Origin of the sequence: Frondihabitans cladoniiphilus, from assembly GCF_039544345.1 — a bacterium.
GTDB lineage: Bacteria > Actinomycetota > Actinomycetes > Actinomycetales > Microbacteriaceae > Frondihabitans > Frondihabitans cladoniiphilus.
In genome coordinates, this window is record NZ_BAABLM010000005.1 from 112252 (window position 1) to 128548 (window position 16297).

The following is a 16297-nucleotide window of genomic DNA, read 5'->3' on the forward strand; positions in this document are numbered from 1 at the left end:
GCCCGCGCCGGTCGTGCGCGCGCCGATCGTGCGGCGGTCGATCAGTCGCGGACGCCGCGAAGGTGCTCTTGAGTGAGTCGTTCCATCTCTTCGTCGCTGAGCTCGTCCATGGCCTTGGCCTCGGAGCGGTCGGTGCGGGTCCAGCGCACGAACAGGAAGATCAGGATGGGGATGTCGGCCACCTCGGTGATGAACCAGAGGAGGTCGCCGGCGAGCTGCTGGTCGCGCAGCTGGCTCGGGAACCAGCCGGGAGCGAGCGTGGCCACCACGTGCCCCTGGTCCATGATGTGGTTGTTCAATCGCAGCACGATCGGCGGAACGGCGTCGATGACGAGCTCCGCGAACGCCAGCATGAACTCGACGGTGATGAAGAAGCTCGTGTGGTGGAGCGACTTGTCGAACACCGGCAGGATCATGAGCAGGCCGATGAGGGGCACGAACAGCGTGATGATCGCCTCGGCGGCGGGGTTCACCCGGAGTGTGAACGCGATCGGGGTCAGGAAGACGGAGAACGCGACCAGCGCGAAGATCGGCGAGAAGATCGCACTGCCGATGACCTTCATGAAGCGCGAGCCGAGGAAGCCCTCGAGAACGGCCAGAGGCGCGGCAGCGAGGGATGCCCGGGCGAGCTGCACAGGGCGACCGAGCGCCATCAACGCCGGCACCACGAACAGCATGAGCGCGATCCGGGTCGTGAAGGCGAAGCGGAGGTCGTGGCTGTACGTGCCGAGGAAGCCGAACGAGATCACGGCGTAGGAGCCGAGGCCGAGGACCACGAACGCCAGGGTGGGCAGCAGCGGCCAGGTGCCGCCCGCGCGGTGGAGCCGCACGACGCCGACGAAGTAGAGGACGAGTGCGACGACGATCGCACCGGCGGCGACGGGATCGAAGCTGACGGTGAGCAGGAGTGCGGAGACGGGGGGCGTGGCGATGTCCTCTCGGGAGGCCTTCGACAATTATGCGCGCGGGATCCGGCCTTTCGAGACCGAGGCTCCGAGCATCCTTCGCTTGTTTTGAATTATTCACAACAACTGGTTGACTGGGGGGATGCAGCAGATCGACGCGATGGAGAGCATCCGGGCGGCGGGCCTCCGGGTCACCGCTCAGCGTCTCGCTGCCCTCGACGCATTGCGAGCCGGATCGCACGCCACCGCCGAGCAGGTGTTCACACGGGTGTCGTCGTCGCTGCCGGGCACGTCGCTCCAGGCCGTCTACGTGGTGCTGGCGGCGCTGACCGGCGCCGGCATCCTCCGCCGGATCGAGCCGGCCGGTTCGCCCGCCCGCTACGAGCTCCGCATCGGCGACAACCATCACCACGTGGTCTGCACCCTCTGCGGAGACATCGCCGACGTCGACTGCGTCGTGGGCGAGGCTCCATGTCTCAGCCCGTCCGATGCCGCGGGCTACCGCGTGCAGACCGCCGAGGTCACGTTCTGGGGGCTCTGCCCCGACTGCCTGAAGGCGGAGTTCGAGGGCGGAGACCGTTCAGACGGCCTCGAGGACGCCCGCGGCTCCCGTGCGGCAGGCGGCTTCGACGGCGCAGGCGCCGGCCACGTGCATCCCACCGACCATCCCGTCCATTCCTGATCAGCTAGGAGAAACAGTGTCCGACGAGAAGAACATCCACACGACCACCCAGGCAGGTGCCCCCGTCCACAGCGACGAGCACTCGCAGAGCGTCGGCGCCGACGGGCCCCTCGCCCTGCACGACGTCTACCTCGTCGAGAAGCTGGCGCAGTTCAACCGCGAGAAGGTGCCCGAGCGCATCGTGCACGCGAAGGGCGGCGGCGCCTTCGGCACGTTCACCACGACGGCGGACGTGTCGCAGTACACGCGAGCTGCGCTCTTCCAGCCCGGCGTCGAGACCGAGGTCCTGGCCCGCTTCTCCACCGTCGCCGGCGAGCAGGGCAGCCCCGACACCTGGCGCGACCCCCGCGGCTTCGCGCTGAAGTTCTACACGTCCGAGGGCAACTACGACCTCGTGGGCAACAACACTCCCGTCTTCTTCATCCGCGACGGCATCAAGTTCCCCGACTTCATCCACTCGCAGAAGCGTCTGCCGGGCTCGCACCTGCGCGACCACGACATGCAGTGGGACTTCTGGACCCTGTCGCCCGAGACCGCTCACCAGGTCACCTGGTTGATGGGCGACCGAGGCCTGCCCGCCTCCTGGCGCATGATGGACGGCTTCGGGTCGCACACCTACCAGTGGATCAACGCCAGCGGCGAGAAGTTCTGGGTCAAGTACCACTTCAAGACCGAGCAGGGCAACGAGATCCTGACGCAGGCCGACGCCGACCGCATCGCCGGCGAGGACGCCGACTTCCACATCCGCGACCTCGACGAGGCGATCACGCGAGGCGACTTCCCGAAGTGGAAGCTCAGCGTGCAGATCATGCCCTACGCCGACGCCGCCACGTACCGCTTCAACCCGTTCGACCTCACCAAGGTCTGGCCGCACAGCGACTACCCGCTGCACGAGGTCGGCACGCTCGAGCTGAACCGCAACCCCGAGAACTACTTCGCGCAGATCGAGCAGGCGACCTTCGCTCCGTCGAACTTCGTGCCCGGCATCGCCGCCAGCCCCGACAAGATGCTGCTCGCCCGCATCTTCAGCTATGCCGACGCTCACCGCTACCGCGTGGGGACGAACCACGCGCAGCTGCCGGTCAACCTGCCCAAGACGGCGGTGAACGACTACTCGAAGGACGGCGCGGCGCGCTACCAGTTCAGCGAGGCGACCGTTCCCGTCTACGCGCCCAACTCCGTGGGTGGCCCGGCGGCCGACCCGCAGAAGGCGGGCGACGACTCGGGTTGGGAGAGCGACGGCGTCCTGGTCCGCAGTGCCGCCACGCTCCACGCCGAAGACGACGACTTCGGCCAGGCCGGCGCGCTCTACCGCGACGTGCTCGACGAAGACGCCAAGACCCGCCTCGTCGGCAACATCGTCGGTCACGTCTCCAAGGTGACGCGCCCCGACCTGCTGCTGCGCGTGCTCGACTACTGGACCAACGTCGACCCCGAGCTCGGTGCACGGGTCACGGCCGGCGTCAACCCGTCGGCGCCGGGCTCGAACGAAGACCCCGCTTCGGTCGGAATCCTGCAGTAGTTCGGCTCGGAGGGTCGCGCTGCGGCTCCGATGTGAACGGCCCCCGCCATCAGGCTCTTCTGGTGGCGGGGGCCGTTTCGTGTGTGCGGGATATGTGAGTGTGCCGGCGTGCGCGGTGCGTGGGGCGCGCGGGGCGCGCGGGGTGCGTGGGGCGCGCGGGGTGCGTGGGGCGCGCGGGTCGGCCACGCGGGTGGTGGCCGGGCGAGCCGCACCCTCGTTTCCGCGGGGGCACCCTGGTCGACGGGGGTGCGGTGCGGTCCGCGGGGTGCGAGCCCGCGGGGGAGGGGTGCGGGTGCCCAGGAGATTCAAGCGGAGGCGCGCGGCGGGGGTGCGGGTGCCCGCTAGGGCGGTGCGGGGGCGCGCGGCTGCGCGAGAAGGCCGTGCGGCTAGACCATCTGCCCGTTCCAGCGGATGTCGCCGGCGGGCCAGTCAGCGGGGGATGCACGGACCGGCTTGATCAGCCAGCCCTCGTCCTGCGACACGAGCACCCCGGCACCGTCCGCTGACAGCGCGCTGAAGTGCCCGGTCACGCCCTCGAGCGGAAGCCAGCCGTGCTTCCGATAGAACTGCTGCACCCCCTCGCCGGTCTCGAGCAGGCCGAAGCCGACACCGAGGTCGTCGAGGGTCGAGTCGACGGCGGCCAGGAGGGCGGTGCCGAGGCCGGAGCCTTGCCGAGCAGGGGCGACGGCGACCATGCCGACCGCGGCGATGGGGAGGTCGGTCTCGCCGACGGTGACGTGCATCCTGCGGATTCCGGCGTGCGCCAGCACGAGACCATCGGCGTCGCGAGCGAGGACTCGGCGCTCGGGCTGCATGCCGGCCCAGCTCCGGCCGCCCTGGTACCAGTGCGAGTAGTCGTCGAAAGCACGGGCCAGCGTCGCGGCGATCGCCTCGTGATCGTCGAGGGTGAGATCGCCTTCGGCGACGCTGTGGAACTCGGGAACGCTCATGCGTCGACCGTAGCGTGCGCAAATGGCGAGTGATCCGCCGGCCCGGCCCCGTCGCTTCGGGCTTCGGCGCGGGCGCGGGGGCGGAATGCTCGCCATTTGCGACAGGGAAGGGTGAGGCAGGGGATGCGCCGCGGGTGAGCGGAGCGGGGCGGAGCAGAGCAGAGCGGGGCGGAGCGCAGCGCAGCGCAGCGGCTACGCGCGCGCGGTGACCTGGATGCGGTTCGACCAGGGGTCGTCGAAACCGAGGGTGCGGCCGTCGTCGGCGGTGCCCACGCCGAAGTGGACGAGTCGCTCGTTCAGGGCACCCAGATCGTCCGCGGTGGGAACCTCGATGCGGACGAGGCCCAGCCCGAGGGCCGGCTGCCGGCGTCCGGCGCCAGCGGACTGCCAGGTGTTCATGGCCATGTGGTGGTGGTACCCGCCCGCGCTGACGAACAGGGCCTGCGGCCCGAACTCGCTCGTCGTCTCGAAGCCGAGCCGATTGACGTAGAACTCGCGGGCGCTGGGCACGTCGCCCACGGAGAGGTGGACGTGGCCGACTCGCGCGGCGCGGTTGTCGGCGTCGGCGAGCCCGGCGTCGGTGGCGTTCTCCTGGAGGAAGCGGTTCGGATCGAGGGCGAGCGTCGCCATCTCCACCATGCCGTGCTTCCAGCTCCACTCGGTGCGGTCGCGGTCCCAGTAGAGCTCGACTCCGTTGCCCTCCGGGTCGGTGAAGTAGAAGGCCTTCGAGACGAGGTGGTCGGCACTGCCGGTGAACGACGTCGGGTAGCGGGAGGCGACCGAGTAGAGTGCCGTGGCGAGATCCTCTTCGGTGTCGAAGAGGATCGCCGTGTGGAAGAGACCGGCTTCGCGAGGCCCGGCGTGCTTCAGCTCGGGAGCGTGCTCGAGGATGACGACCGGGGTCGTGCCGCGACCGAGGATGCTGCGACTCGCGCGTCCGAGGGCGGCTCCCTCCTGTGCGAGGAGAGTGAGGCGGACGGCGTCGCGATAGTAGGCCGTCATGCCGTCGAGATCGGCGACGCGGAGCGTGACGGCTCCCATGCCGGTGTCGGCGGCGAGCAGATCGTTCGTCATGGTTCCTCCGTGGTCGTGAGCTCACCAGTGTATCGGTGACGTGTCATCGAACTGAACCCGTGCATCCCGCGCTCTATTCCGCCTTCGGGCGATGCGCCTGAGGGAATCGGGCTCAGGCCAGGGTGTTCTCGAGGCAGACGAACTCGGGATGCCCGGCGTAGGGGCCGAAATTGGGGATGCGGGTGAATCCCTCGCGCTCGTAGAACCGGACGGCATCGACCTGCGTCGCCCCGGTCTCGAGGACGAGCCGGTTCCAGCCGCGGGTGCGCGCCTCGTCTTCGAGACGGCGGAGGATCGCGACGGCGACGCCGGTGCCGCGGTTGCGGGCCCGGACGAACATGCGGCGGAGTTCGGCGTCGGCCAGGGGCGGAGTGCCGTCGAGGCCGGGCGGGAAGGGGCGGAGGGCACCACAGCCGACGGGCTTGCCGTCGACGAGAGCGAGCAGGAACACGGCGATGTCGTCGGCGGAGGGCTTCGGTCCGGGGTCGAAGCCGACGGTTGCATGGCGGATCGCGATCTCGGCCTGCTGCTCGGCTCGGAGGCCGGCCCCGGCCGGGTCGTTCCAGGGGCGCTCGACGATGCTGATGTCAGGCATGCGAACAGTCTGCCTCGATGGGGCGGGACGCGTAGCCCCAATACGGGTGCGGGGATGCGTGTTCTGGAGTCGAGGCGTGGGGCGGGGGATGCGGGACGGCGGGGGATGCGGGGCGGCGGGGCGAGCGAGGCAGCAGCGCCGGATCGCAGGCCTACGCCAGGGTGCGCCCGAAGCAGAGGCTGGTTGCGTGCCCGCGGTAGTGCCCGAAGTTCTCGATGCGCTCGTAGCCCTCGCGCTCGTAGAAGCGGATCGCATCGGGCTGGGCCGTGCCCGTCTCGAGCACGAGTCGCATCCAGCCTCGACTCCGGGCCTCGTCTTCGAGCGCCCGGATCACGGCCGTGGCCGCGCCGCTGCCGCGCTTCGGGGAGCGCACGAACATGCGCTTGATCTCGGCGTCACCGGCCTCCGCCGCCTCGCCGTCGAGCTTTCGCAGCGCGCCGCACGCGATCGCCTTGCCGTCGATCGAGGCGACGAGGAAGACGGCGATGTCGTCGGCCGTCGGCTTCACGCCCGGCTCGGGATCGTCGACGCCGTAGCGGATGGCGAGCTCGGCACGCTGTTCGCAGCGGAGCTGGGCGCCTGTCGGGTCGCCCCAGGGGAGGCGGTCGATCTGGATCGAATGCGGTTCCGTCGGCGTCTTCACGTCGGCCACCGGAGGAGCGGAGTTCGTCACCGGGACATTCTGCATCGTCTTCCCCGCGATCGGTAATCGGCGCGACGCGTCTCAGTCGGTCAGGCGCTCGATGAGTTCGCGGTACCGTCCGGCCGTCCGCTCGACGACGTCGGCCGGCAGCTCGGGCGGGGTGCCCGTCTTGTCCCAGTGCGCCGACAGCCAGTCGCGCACGATCTGCTTGTCGAAGGACTCGGTCCGGTTGCCTCCGTCGGCGGTGGCGTAGACGGTGGCGTCCCAATACCGGCTCGAGTCGCTGGTGAGGACCTCGTCGGCCAGAGTGATCTCGCCCGTCGTCCGGTCGGCACCGAACTCGAACTTCGTGTCGGCGAGGATGAGACCGTGCTCCTCGGCGATCGCGGCGGCTCGAGCGTAGACGTCGAGGGAGAGATCGCGAAGGCGGGATGCGACGTCCTCGCCGACCAGTTCGACCGTGCGCTCGTAGCTGATGTTCTCGTCGTGGTCGCCCAGCTCGGCCTTGAACGCCGGCGTGTAGATGGGCTCGGGCAGACGGTCGCCGGAGGTCAGGCCGGCCGGGAGCGGCACGTCGCAGACGGTGCCGGAGGCCTGGTACTCGACCCAGCCGCTGCCGACCAGGTAACCCCGCACGACGCATTCGATCGGGAACATGTCGAGCGGCTTCACGAGCATCGCGCGGTCGCGGACGGAGGCGGGCACGGTGATGCCGTCCCCCGGTTCGAGCAGGTGGTTGGCGAAGTCGTCGAGCTGGTCGAACCACCAGAGGCTGAGCTGGGTCAGGAGAGCCCCCTTCGCGGGGATGCCCGGCTCGAGCACGAAGTCGAAGGCGCTCACCCGGTCGGACGCGACCACCAGCACCGCCGTGGCGTCGGCCAGACCGGTCTGCCCCTCGGGTACGTACAGGTCGCGGACCTTGCCGGAGTAGACGTGGGTCCAGCCGGGGAGGGCGGCGGCGTCGCTGCCGGGCAGCCCCGCGGCGGCCGCCCCGGTGGATCCGGTCGATCGGGCCGCCCCAGTGGATCCGGCCGCCCCGGTGGGCTCCGCCGACTCGCTCATCGAGCGACCCGCTCGGCGATGTCGTGGCGGTACTGCCCACCGTCGAGCTGGATCCGCGACAGCGCCTCGTAGGCCCGCGCACGCGCCTCGGAGAAGGAGGCGCCGGTGCCGACGACCGAGAGCACGCGCCCGCCGGTGGCCACGAGGCCGTGCTCCCCGCGAGCGGTGGCGGCATGCGCGATCGACACCCCGGGCACCTCGGCGGCCTCGGCGAGACCGGTCAGGGCACGACCGGTGTGCGGGGCCTCGGGATACCCCTCGCTGGCGAGGACGACCGTGACGGCCACCTCGTCGGAGAAGACCGGCGCCGGATGCGTCGAGAGGGAGCCGTTCGCCGCGGCGAGCAGAAGCCCGCTGAGCGGAGTGACGAGGCGCGGCAGGACGACCTGGGTCTCGGGATCGCCGAAGCGGGCGTTGAACTCGATGACGCGGACGCCCTGCTCGGTGAGGATCAGGCCCGCGTAGAGCAGGCCGATGAACGGCGTGCTCTCCTTGGCCAGCTGGCGCACGGTCGGGAGGGCGATGGTCTCGATGACCTCTTCGACGAAGTCCGACTCGCTGCCGAACCGCTCCGCCAGCCACGGGAGGGGCGAGTACGCGCCCATGCCGCCGGTGTTCGGGCCGCCGTCGCCGTCGAGGAGACGCTTGAAGTCTTGTGCGGGGGAGAGGGGGACGACGGTGTGGCCGTCGGAGACGAGGAAGAGGGAGACCTCGGGGCCCTCCAGGAACTCCTCCACCAGCACCGAGCCGTGCTGCAGCCAGTACGTGGCGTGCTCGAGCGCGGCCGCACGGTCGTCGGTGACGAGGACGCCCTTGCCGGCTGCGAGTCCGTCGGCCTTCACCACGTAGGGCGCGCCGAATTCGTCCATCGCGTGGATGGCCTCTTCGAGCACGCCGGCGCGGATGGCGCGGCCGGTGGGGACGCGAGCCTCGTCCATGATCCGCTTGGCGAAGGTCTTGCTGCCCTCGAGCGCCGCGGCCTTCTTGCCCGGACCGAAGACGGGGATGCTGTGGCTGCGGAGGATGTCGGCGACACCCGCGACCAGCGGGGCCTCCGGCCCGACGATGACGAGCTCGATGTCGTTCTCGAGCGCGTACTCGGTCACCACCTTGCCGTTCGTGGCGTCGAGCCCCACGACCTCGACGTCGGCGGCCAGACCGGCGTTGCCCGGGGCGGCGATGATGTGGTGGCCGGCCTGCTCGCGCAGGAGGGCCGTCACGATGGCGTGCTCGCGAGCACCGGAACCGAGAACGAGAATTCGCACGAGGGGAATCCTAGCGATGAGTACCGTGGGGGCATGGCCAAGGTGAGGATCGAGACGTCCGCGGGGATCGCAGCTGTCCGGTCGGTGCTGGAGAGCGGGGCGGATGCGGCTCGCACCGAGAAGGCCACTGCGGTGCGGTACCTGCTGCAGCTGCTCGGAGACCGCGAGCCCGGCGCCACCGTGGAGGTGCGCATCCCACCTTTCGGGGCCGTCCAGTTCATGGAGGGGCTCAGCCACACCCGGGGCACCCCGCCCAACGTCGTCGAGACCGACGCCTTGACCTTCGTCGACCTGGCGGAGGGGCGGCTCTCGTGGGGGGACGCCCGCGAGCGCGCCCTCGTCTCGGCGTCGGGCAGCCGGGCGGACCTCACGGCGTACCTGCCCATCGCGTGGCGGGGGTGAGCCGTCGACCCTGGCAGAATGGACCGGTGAGCACGGCACCCGAAGGACCCCAGCAGCCCGAGCAGCGGCCGGACCCCTCCGTCGAACCCGCCGCCCACCTGCCGTACGAGGCTCCCGCGGCATCGCAGCGCCACGTACCGGACATCGATCCGGCCGACGCTCCGCCCGCCGAGCCCGTCGTCACCGCCTCGCGCAACCAGGTCCAGGTGCGCCGCGCCCCCAAGTACTCGGTCTTCATCTTCGGCGGCATCATCGTCGGAATCATCGCCACGTTCGTGGCGCTGCAGCTCGAGCCGGGCGACTCGGGCGAGAGCTTCCTCCAGGCGTTCGGCTACTTCGTCCTGTACGGCATCACCTTCGGTGCGCTCCTCGGGGCGATCGTGGCTGTCATCCTCGACGCGGTCGCGAGCCGGCGCGCTCGCAGCATCGACTCCGAGCGCACGACCGTCGAGGTGCCCGGCGAGCCCGACGACGGCGTGGTCGAGGGCGAGCTCGAGGAGTAGCCGCCTTCGGCGAGTTCGGGGGGCGAGAGCTCGCGGGACGCGCTACCGCTGCACCGATTACCGCTGCACTCGCTACGACTGCACTCGCTACCGCTGCACCCGCAACCGCGTCAGCAGCTCCGGCCCGTCGCGGTCGAGCCTCCGGCCGCCGAGGCGGATCCCCGTCGCGAGCAGCACCGCACCGAGCCCCAGCCCGACCACCAGCGTGATCCAGCCGAGCAGAGAGCTGCCGGTGGCTCCGCTCGCGATGGCCAGCAGCAGTTCGGGCAGGGCCAGCACCACGAGGATCCCCCAGGTCGCGAAGGTCGTGAGCGCCGTCGTGAAACCGGCGCCGGTCTTGGCCGCGAACGGGCTGTCGCCGGGCGAGGGGACCGGCAGCACGATGCGCGACGAGGAGACGCTCGAGAGCCCGAGGCCGGAGAGGAGGATTCCGAGCGAGAGCCCGAGCAGTACGGGCAGGCTCGACCACGATCCGCTGACGGCCACCGACCCGATCGTGATGCCGACGACGATCGGGACCGCGAACGACGACACCGCGGCGACCCGCCCCGCTCGGTCGGCCAAGCCGGTGACGCGCGCCGAGAGGTGAGCGGCGAACGCCGTCGAGTCGTAGGAGAGGTCGGTGAAGATCGACAGCGAGACGAGCACCGCGACGATGGGCCCGGAGGCGGAGACGAGCCCGTCGAGGTGGGTGGTGCGCGAGTTGACGTAGAGCAGGATCGGGAAGATCGGGATCAGGATCAGCTGCCGGCTGTAGCGCGGGTCGCGCGCCCAGTAGGTGAGGCAGCGCGCTGCTACCGCCCCGGCCGGAGTGGCCGGGAACCGCGCGAACAGGCCGATGGCCCCCCGCGCGACCGTCTTCGTCACCGGCTGCGTCGTCGTGACGAGAGCCGTTCCGAGGCTCCGCCTCCAGACGAGCACGACGACGGCCAGCGTGGCGAGGGCGATGCCGGCTTTGGCGAGAGCGAGCGCGGGATGCCCGGACTGCACGGTCGCGGGCACGGACCAGCTCGCTCCCAGCGGGCTCCACCCCAGTGCGTCCGCCAGCACCGGCAGGGTGGCCGCGGCGTTCGCGAGCCCACGGCTGAACGCCGTGATGAGCGGACCGAGCAGCAGGAGCGGAACGAGCAGGATGATGCCCGAGATCTCGCGGTAGCGGCGGTGCTTGCTGAGGCCCGTGTTCAGCGACTCGATCATGCGGGAGCCGGAGACGCAGGTCAGGGCGGCGACGACTGCCATCACCACGGCGGACCCGGCGACGAGCGGGTGCTGCCACCAGGACGCGGCCGTGAAGATCCCGGCGAGCAGGGTGACGGCCCCGGGGATGCCGAGCAGTCCGCAGATCATCAGGGCCACGACGAGGCGGGTCGGCGGGATCGGGAAGATCTTGAGCTTGGCGACGCTCAGGGTCTGGTCGATGCCCGAGGTCAGCAACGGCACGATGATCCAGCCGAGGATCGTGGCCGAGCCGGCCAGCACGACGATGGTGTGCGTGAGCCGCGCCGGGGCGAAGCTCAGGGCGAGGAGCCCCACGAACACCAGGAGCAGGATGCCGAGCCCGTAGACGGCGCCGACGATCACGGCCACCAACTGCCAGGGGCTCCGGGTGACCGTGTTGCGGAGAACGAGGAGGCGCAGCGTCAGGAGGTGCGCAACCACGCAGGCCCTCTCGAGTGGTGGCGGCCGCCGACGAGTTCGACGAACCGGTCTTCGAGAGGGGAGCCCGAGCGCACCTCGTCGACCGTGCCGGCGGCGAGCACGCGGCCGCCGGCAATGATGGCGACGCGCTCGCACATGCGCTGGACAAGGTCCATCGCGTGGCTGGACACGATCACGGTGCCGCCCGACTCGACGTAGCCGTGCAGGATGTCGCGGATGTTCGCGGCCGAGACGGGGTCGACGGACTCGAAGGGCTCGTCGAGCACCAGGAGGCGCGGCGCGTGGATCAGGGCCGTGGCCAAGGCGATCTTCTTGGTCATGCCGGCGGAGTAGTCGACGACCAGCTTGCCGCCCGCATCGGTCATGTCGAGCAGCTCGAGGAGGTCGCGGGTGCGGCCGGCGACCGTCGCGCGATCCATGCCGTTGAGCAGGCCGTGGTAGGTGACGAGCTGCTCACCGCTGAGTCGGTCGAAGAGGGCGATTCCGTCGCTGAGGACGCCGACGAGGCGCTTGGCCTCCGTCGGGTCGGCCCAGACGTCGGTTCCGAGGATGCTCAGGCTGCCGGCGTCGGGACGGAGCAGCCCGGTCGCCATCGACAGCGTGGTCGTCTTGCCGGCGCCGTTCGGGCCGACGAGTCCGTAGAACGACCCGGCCGGCACGTCGAGGTCGATTCCGGCGACGGCGACCTTGTCGCCGAACCGCTTCCAGAGCCCGCGGATGCGCAGAGCCGGAGTGCTGTCGGCCTGCGCCCGCAGCTCACGGCCCGACGGCCTCGACGGCTCGACCAGGCGCTGGGCCGGGTCGGGAATCACGTCGTCGAACATGCCGCTCAGCCTATGCAAGCGGTCGGGGTGGCGCACCCGCCCGTCCGGGTGACGCGGGTCGTGCATCCCCCGCTCTCACCGGCGGAACGCCGTCGCAGGATCGAGACGGGCCGCGATGAGAGCGGGATACGCGGCGGAGAGCACGCCGGTTGCACAGCCGGCGACGATACCGCCGACGAGGACGCCTGGATCGAGCACGGGGGTCCAGGCCTGGACGGCGCAGACCGCCAACACCCCGCAGAGCCCGAGCGTGCTTCCCGCCAGGCCGCCCGCAGCGCCGATCATCAGACCCTCGCAGGTGAACAGGCGCCAGATCGACAGGCGACTCGCGCCGATTGCCCGCCGGAGAGCGACTTCGCGGGCACGAGCCTGGACGGAGAGGTACATGGCGGTGGCGGCGCTGAGGGTCGCGAGGGCGAGGAGGATCCAGGAGCTGATGCCGATGAGGGTACCGAGGTCGCTCACCACGCCGGTGTGAAGGGAGCGCAGGTCGGCGACGGTCTCGACCTTCACCGATTCGGGCTGGTCGATCGAGACGGCGAGGGGGATGGCCGCGGCCAAGGGTGCAGGGAAGCCGGGCTCGGTTCGGACGACGAGCTGGGGGTCGTCGATGGTCAGGCTGCTGGCGACCGTGGGCGACAGGATGACCGACCGATCGAGAAGGGGATCCCGTCCGGTGTCGTCGAGGATTCCCACCACGTCGACGCGTTCGCCCCCGATCCAGACGGCTGCCCCGGTCCTCGCCGCTGCGATGCCGAGCTCGTGGGCTGCCGATCGGCCCAGCACGGCGACCCGACCACCCCAGGTGTTGTCGAGGAGACCGACCCCATGGCTCGGTCTGACCGTGGCCCCCTGCACCCGGAGGTACTCCGCATCGGCGACTCGGACGGGACCCGCGAATATCTGTTGGGCGGGCACCGTCGTCGGATCGAGGAGCGTGAGAGGCGCGTTGCTGCTCGGGACCGCGGCGACGAAGCCGACTTCCCTCACTCCATCCAGGTGCTCGATCGACGCGATCGGGCTCGTCGAGTCGGCTCGGTCGTAGAACCCGGTACGGATAGCCGCTGCTTGATCGCCGGCACGCACCACGACCTCGTCGAGGCCGGCTCGGGTCAGGCGTTCGGAGACCTGGACTGCCGCGCTCTGGCTGACGCCGAGGGAGCAGACCAGCCCGCCGGCACCGAGCAGGAACGCCGTGAGAAGGAGGACGGTGCGGCCGGGGCGACCGCTGTGGCTCGAGATCGCGTCGAGGGCTTCGTCGGTGAGTCGGCGGCGAAGACCCGGGAGGAGGCGAGGCCACCCGTGCAGCCGCGAATTCGAGGAGTCGGTGGTCTTCTCGGGAGCGTCGTGCTCGGCAGAGCCGGGTGCCCGGACGCCGTCGTCGAGGACCCCGTTGATCAGCCGGACCACGCGAGTGGCCGCCGCCGCCACCGTCTCGTCGTGGGTGATGACGAGCACGGTTGTGCCGGCACGGTTCACGGCCAGGAGATGGTCGATGATGCGGGCCGTGTTCTCGGTGTCGAGCGCGCCGGTCGGCTCGTCGGCGAGGAGGAGCGACGGATCGGTGGCCATGGCGCGCGCGATGGCCACGCGCTGCCGCTCGCCGCCCGAGAGGTTCTGCGCCTTCTCGTCCGCTCGTCCGGTCATTCCGAGGTCGGCGAGAGCCGCCCCGACGCGCGTGCGCCGCTCGGGTCGCGGGATGCCCTGGATCTTGAGTCCGAGCGATACGTTGACCGCGGCCGAGTCGTCGAGGAGGACGTGGGAGTCCTGGAAGACGAATCCGACCTTCTCGGATCGCAAGGCGTTGCGTTCGCGCTCCGACAGGTCGCTCACGTCGACGCCGGCGAACCGATGGAGCCCGGCGGTGGGTGAGTCCAGGAGGCCGAGGATGTTGAGCAGAGTGGACTTGCCCGAACCGGAGGGGCCGACGATCGCCACCAGCTCGCCGGGCATCACGGTGAGGTTGACGGAGGCGAGGGCGGTGGTGGCCGTCGGACCCGATCCGTAGACGCGCCCGAGGTCGCGAATTTCGAGCAGAGGATGCCCGGCGCCGGGTGGTCGAGGCGACGGTTCGTCGATCACGGGTTCACCACGAGTCGCGTCCCCACCGGCAGGTCGGGGTTCGCCTCGATCGCTGCCCACCCGTTCTTCTGCACGGTGACGTCGACAGCCACTTTTCGCGTCGAGGGGATGGGGCCCGGCGAGCCGGACTTCGCCGGATCGGCCGTGCCCATCACGATCACGAAGCTGCCGTCGGCACCTTGGTGGAGGGCGACGGCGGGAACCGCCGGCACGGGTGCGGGGATATCGAGGGGCACCAGCTGGATCGTCGCCCCGTCGAGCGGCCGCCCGGCGGGGACGGAGACGGTGATCGGGTACCCGGAGGCCTCGGTCTCCGGGTCGGTGGTGAACGCCCCGACGGTCAGCACCTCTGCCGGCTGGGGCGATGCGCCGTCGATGGCGACCCCGACTGGGGTGCCCGCCCCGAGCGCGGATTTCTGCACCGTCGTGATGGTCGCCGTGAAGACCGCCGGGGAGATCTGGAGGCGGAGGAGCGACTGCTCGGCACTGAGGGCCGTTCCGACAGGGGCGACGGTCAAGGCGGACGGATCGGAGGTGGGGATGCTCGCGAATTCACGCAGGGCGACTCCTTGGACTCCCGGGGCGATGAACGGGAGCCTGTAGCCGGCGCCCTCGAAAAGGCGCCGCAGGGCATCCAGCGTGCGGGGGTCCAGGGTTCCCGAGGGTCGCACCCTGGAGTAGCCGAGGTCGACGAGGGCCCTCTGCAGCGCGGAGACGTCCTTGCCCTGCGAACCGGGCAGGAGGTCGCGATAGAGCGGCACGCCTGCGGGCAGAGCAAAGACGGGTCGGCCCGAGACTTCGCCGAGCAGACGCCCCGACCGGATGGTGTCGCCCGGAGCGACGGCGGTGGCGGTGACGACGACACGTTCGGGCGGGGCTGAGCTTCCGGCCCCGCCGCCGCCGCCGCCGCCGGCGTCGCCTGCGCCCGAGCCCGGGTCGCCTGCCGGGGAGCCGCTGAGGGCGCCCGGTGTCGAGGAGCCCGCCTGCACGGAGGCTTCGGTGACGACGACGTCGAACGTCGCGCCCGCGGTGAGACGTGCGGGGATCGCGAAGCCATCGCTCACGACGCGTTCCTCGACCTCGGCGATCACGGGAATCACGGATTCGGCGGCCTCGAGCGCCGCGTCGGTGGGCGCCTTCACGAACAGACCGGCTGTGAAGGCACCCGAGAGGACGACCGCCATGACGGCGACGAAGGCGACCACCCGGCGGGGATTCCGGATGCGTGGAAGGGAGGCGTCAGCGGCCGGCAATGACGGCGTCCAGGTGTTTCTCGACGGCTTTCCGCTTCTTCACGAATGCCTGGACCGCAGTGGCCTGCTGGTCGAGGTAGGCGGCTTCGTACTTGGCCTGAAGGTCGTAGAGCGTCTGGACCGCGCCGGTGTCGACGGCGCACTGGGCTTGCACAACGGCCGCGTGGATCTCCGCCTCTTTGCCCTGGGCCTTGTACTGCGCCGACGGATAGCCGTCCTGGGGGTCGAGCACGATGCCCGCCTTCTCTTCGCAGGCGTGCCAGCTGGCAAGGGCTTTCCTTCCTGCTGGAGCGTTCTCGGCGAGGTTGCTGGAACCCGTCCTGATTCGATAGTCGATCTGAGGCGCTCCTTCGGTGAACGCGAAGACGGTCTTGAGCGAGTCTTTTGCGCTCTCGTCGCACTGCGCGAACGCCTTGTTGTACTCGACGCCGAGAGGAAGGGTGTCGAAGAACTGCGGCCCGGCGTTCGGCGGCGCGTCGACCCCGTACTCGCTCGCGTAGTCCACGCTCCAGCCGCCCCACCGACGATCCTCGAAATCGAGGTAAGGACTCCAATTCGTCTTCGATGCCACCGGTTCGAGGCCTCGTTCGACCATGCATTCATCGGTGCGCACGGCGACCGCATGGAACTGCTTCATGCTGAAAGCCGGCTCGTCGAGGCTGATGCGGTCGAGGGGCGTGTTCGCGATTCCGTGAGCGAAGTCGAGCTTTGCGACGACGTCTTCCTGGCTCGTGATGCTGACTTTCGGCAGGGCGAATCCCGAAGGCTCCGGTTCGGGATCGCCCGCGGAGCATCCTGAAATCGCCAACGCTGCGAGGGCGAGTGTCGAGATTCCCAGTGCTTGTCGTGCGTTCACTTCAGGGCTTTCTGCCGAGG

At 70.3% G+C, this 16297-nt stretch carries 15 protein-coding genes and 1 pseudogene; 4 read left to right on the forward strand and 12 right to left on the reverse strand.

The window, feature by feature from the left end; translation table 11 throughout:
- Nucleotides 1-41 precede the first annotated feature (41 nt).
- Nucleotides 42-956, reverse strand: coding sequence for a cytochrome c oxidase assembly protein (locus tag ABEA39_RS12535; RefSeq protein WP_345376237.1), 915 nt, complete (start codon nt 954-956; stop codon nt 42-44).
- A 91-nt stretch (nt 957-1047) separates the two neighbouring features.
- Between ABEA39_RS12535 and ABEA39_RS12540 the strand changes: the two are divergent.
- Together ABEA39_RS12540 and ABEA39_RS12545 are read left to right on the forward strand one after the other, a co-directional pair.
- A pseudogene (locus tag ABEA39_RS12540) lies at nt 1048-1455 on the forward strand (Fur family transcriptional regulator); the annotation flags it as partial.
- A 148-nt stretch (nt 1456-1603) separates the two neighbouring features.
- On the forward strand, nt 1604-3109 hold the full coding sequence (locus ABEA39_RS12545) for a catalase (protein WP_345376238.1): 1506 nt from the start codon (nt 1604-1606) through the stop codon (nt 3107-3109).
- Between the two features lie 386 nt (nt 3110-3495).
- Here the strand turns inward: ABEA39_RS12545 and ABEA39_RS12550 are convergent, their stop codons facing one another.
- The 6 genes from ABEA39_RS12550 to purD form a co-directional block, all read right to left on the reverse strand.
- A complete protein-coding gene (locus tag ABEA39_RS12550) occupies nt 3496-4059 on the reverse strand; it encodes a GNAT family N-acetyltransferase (protein ID WP_345376239.1) in 564 nt (187 codons plus the stop codon).
- Nucleotides 4060-4251: 192 nt separating this feature from the next.
- Nucleotides 4252-5133: a VOC family protein gene (locus tag ABEA39_RS12555; RefSeq protein WP_345376240.1), complete on the reverse strand. Its 882-nt coding sequence runs from the start codon at nt 5131-5133 to the stop codon at nt 4252-4254.
- Nucleotides 5134-5245: 112 nt separating this feature from the next.
- Nucleotides 5246-5728, reverse strand: coding sequence for a GNAT family N-acetyltransferase (locus tag ABEA39_RS12560; RefSeq protein ID WP_345376241.1), 483 nt, complete (start codon nt 5726-5728; stop codon nt 5246-5248).
- A 151-nt stretch (nt 5729-5879) separates the two neighbouring features.
- A complete protein-coding gene (locus ABEA39_RS12565) occupies nt 5880-6401 on the reverse strand; it encodes a GNAT family N-acetyltransferase (protein ID WP_345376242.1) in 522 nt (173 codons plus the stop codon).
- Nucleotides 6402-6452: 51 nt separating this feature from the next.
- Nucleotides 6453-7433: a phosphoribosylaminoimidazolesuccinocarboxamide synthase gene (locus ABEA39_RS12570; protein ID WP_345376244.1), complete on the reverse strand. Its 981-nt coding sequence runs from the start codon at nt 7431-7433 to the stop codon at nt 6453-6455.
- Nucleotides 7430-8698 (reverse strand): phosphoribosylamine--glycine ligase, encoded by a 1269-nt coding sequence (purD, locus tag ABEA39_RS12575; RefSeq protein WP_345376245.1) that lies wholly within the window; start codon nt 8696-8698, stop codon nt 7430-7432. The genes ABEA39_RS12570 and purD overlap by 4 nt, the downstream gene beginning before the upstream one ends.
- Before the next feature lie 33 nt (nt 8699-8731).
- On the opposite strand from purD, the gene ABEA39_RS12580 reads away from it, so the two are divergent.
- The gene (locus tag ABEA39_RS12580) at nt 8732-9100 is read left to right on the forward strand and encodes a sterol carrier family protein (protein ID WP_345376247.1); all 369 of its coding nucleotides are present in this window, start codon (nt 8732-8734) and stop codon (nt 9098-9100) included.
- 26 nt (nt 9101-9126) lie between these two features.
- The gene (locus tag ABEA39_RS12585; RefSeq protein WP_345376248.1) at nt 9127-9603 is read left to right on the forward strand and encodes a hypothetical protein; all 477 of its coding nucleotides are present in this window, start codon (nt 9127-9129) and stop codon (nt 9601-9603) included.
- Nucleotides 9604-9690: 87 nt separating this feature from the next.
- Here the strand turns inward: ABEA39_RS12585 and ABEA39_RS12590 are convergent, their stop codons facing one another.
- The 5 genes from ABEA39_RS12590 to ABEA39_RS12610 form a co-directional block, all read right to left on the reverse strand.
- Nucleotides 9691-11262, reverse strand: coding sequence for a transporter (locus ABEA39_RS12590; RefSeq protein ID WP_345376249.1), 1572 nt, complete (start codon nt 11260-11262; stop codon nt 9691-9693).
- Entirely contained in the window at nt 11244-12086 is an 843-nt protein-coding gene (locus ABEA39_RS12595; protein WP_345376250.1) for an ABC transporter ATP-binding protein, read from the reverse strand. Before ABEA39_RS12595 ends, ABEA39_RS12590 begins: the two co-directional genes overlap by 19 nt.
- A gap of 75 nt (nt 12087-12161) precedes the next feature.
- Nucleotides 12162-14168: an ABC transporter ATP-binding protein/permease gene (locus ABEA39_RS12600; protein ID WP_345376251.1), complete on the reverse strand. Its 2007-nt coding sequence runs from the start codon at nt 14166-14168 to the stop codon at nt 12162-12164.
- Nucleotides 14165-15373: a peptidoglycan-binding domain-containing protein gene (locus tag ABEA39_RS12605; RefSeq protein ID WP_345376252.1), complete on the reverse strand. Its 1209-nt coding sequence runs from the start codon at nt 15371-15373 to the stop codon at nt 14165-14167. Before ABEA39_RS12605 ends, ABEA39_RS12600 begins: the two co-directional genes overlap by 4 nt.
- Before the next feature lie 34 nt (nt 15374-15407).
- Complete coding sequence (locus tag ABEA39_RS12610) at nt 15408-16277, reverse strand: hypothetical protein (protein ID WP_345376253.1); 870 nt, start codon at nt 16275-16277, stop codon at nt 15408-15410.
- Between the last annotated feature and the right edge of the window lie 20 nt (nt 16278-16297).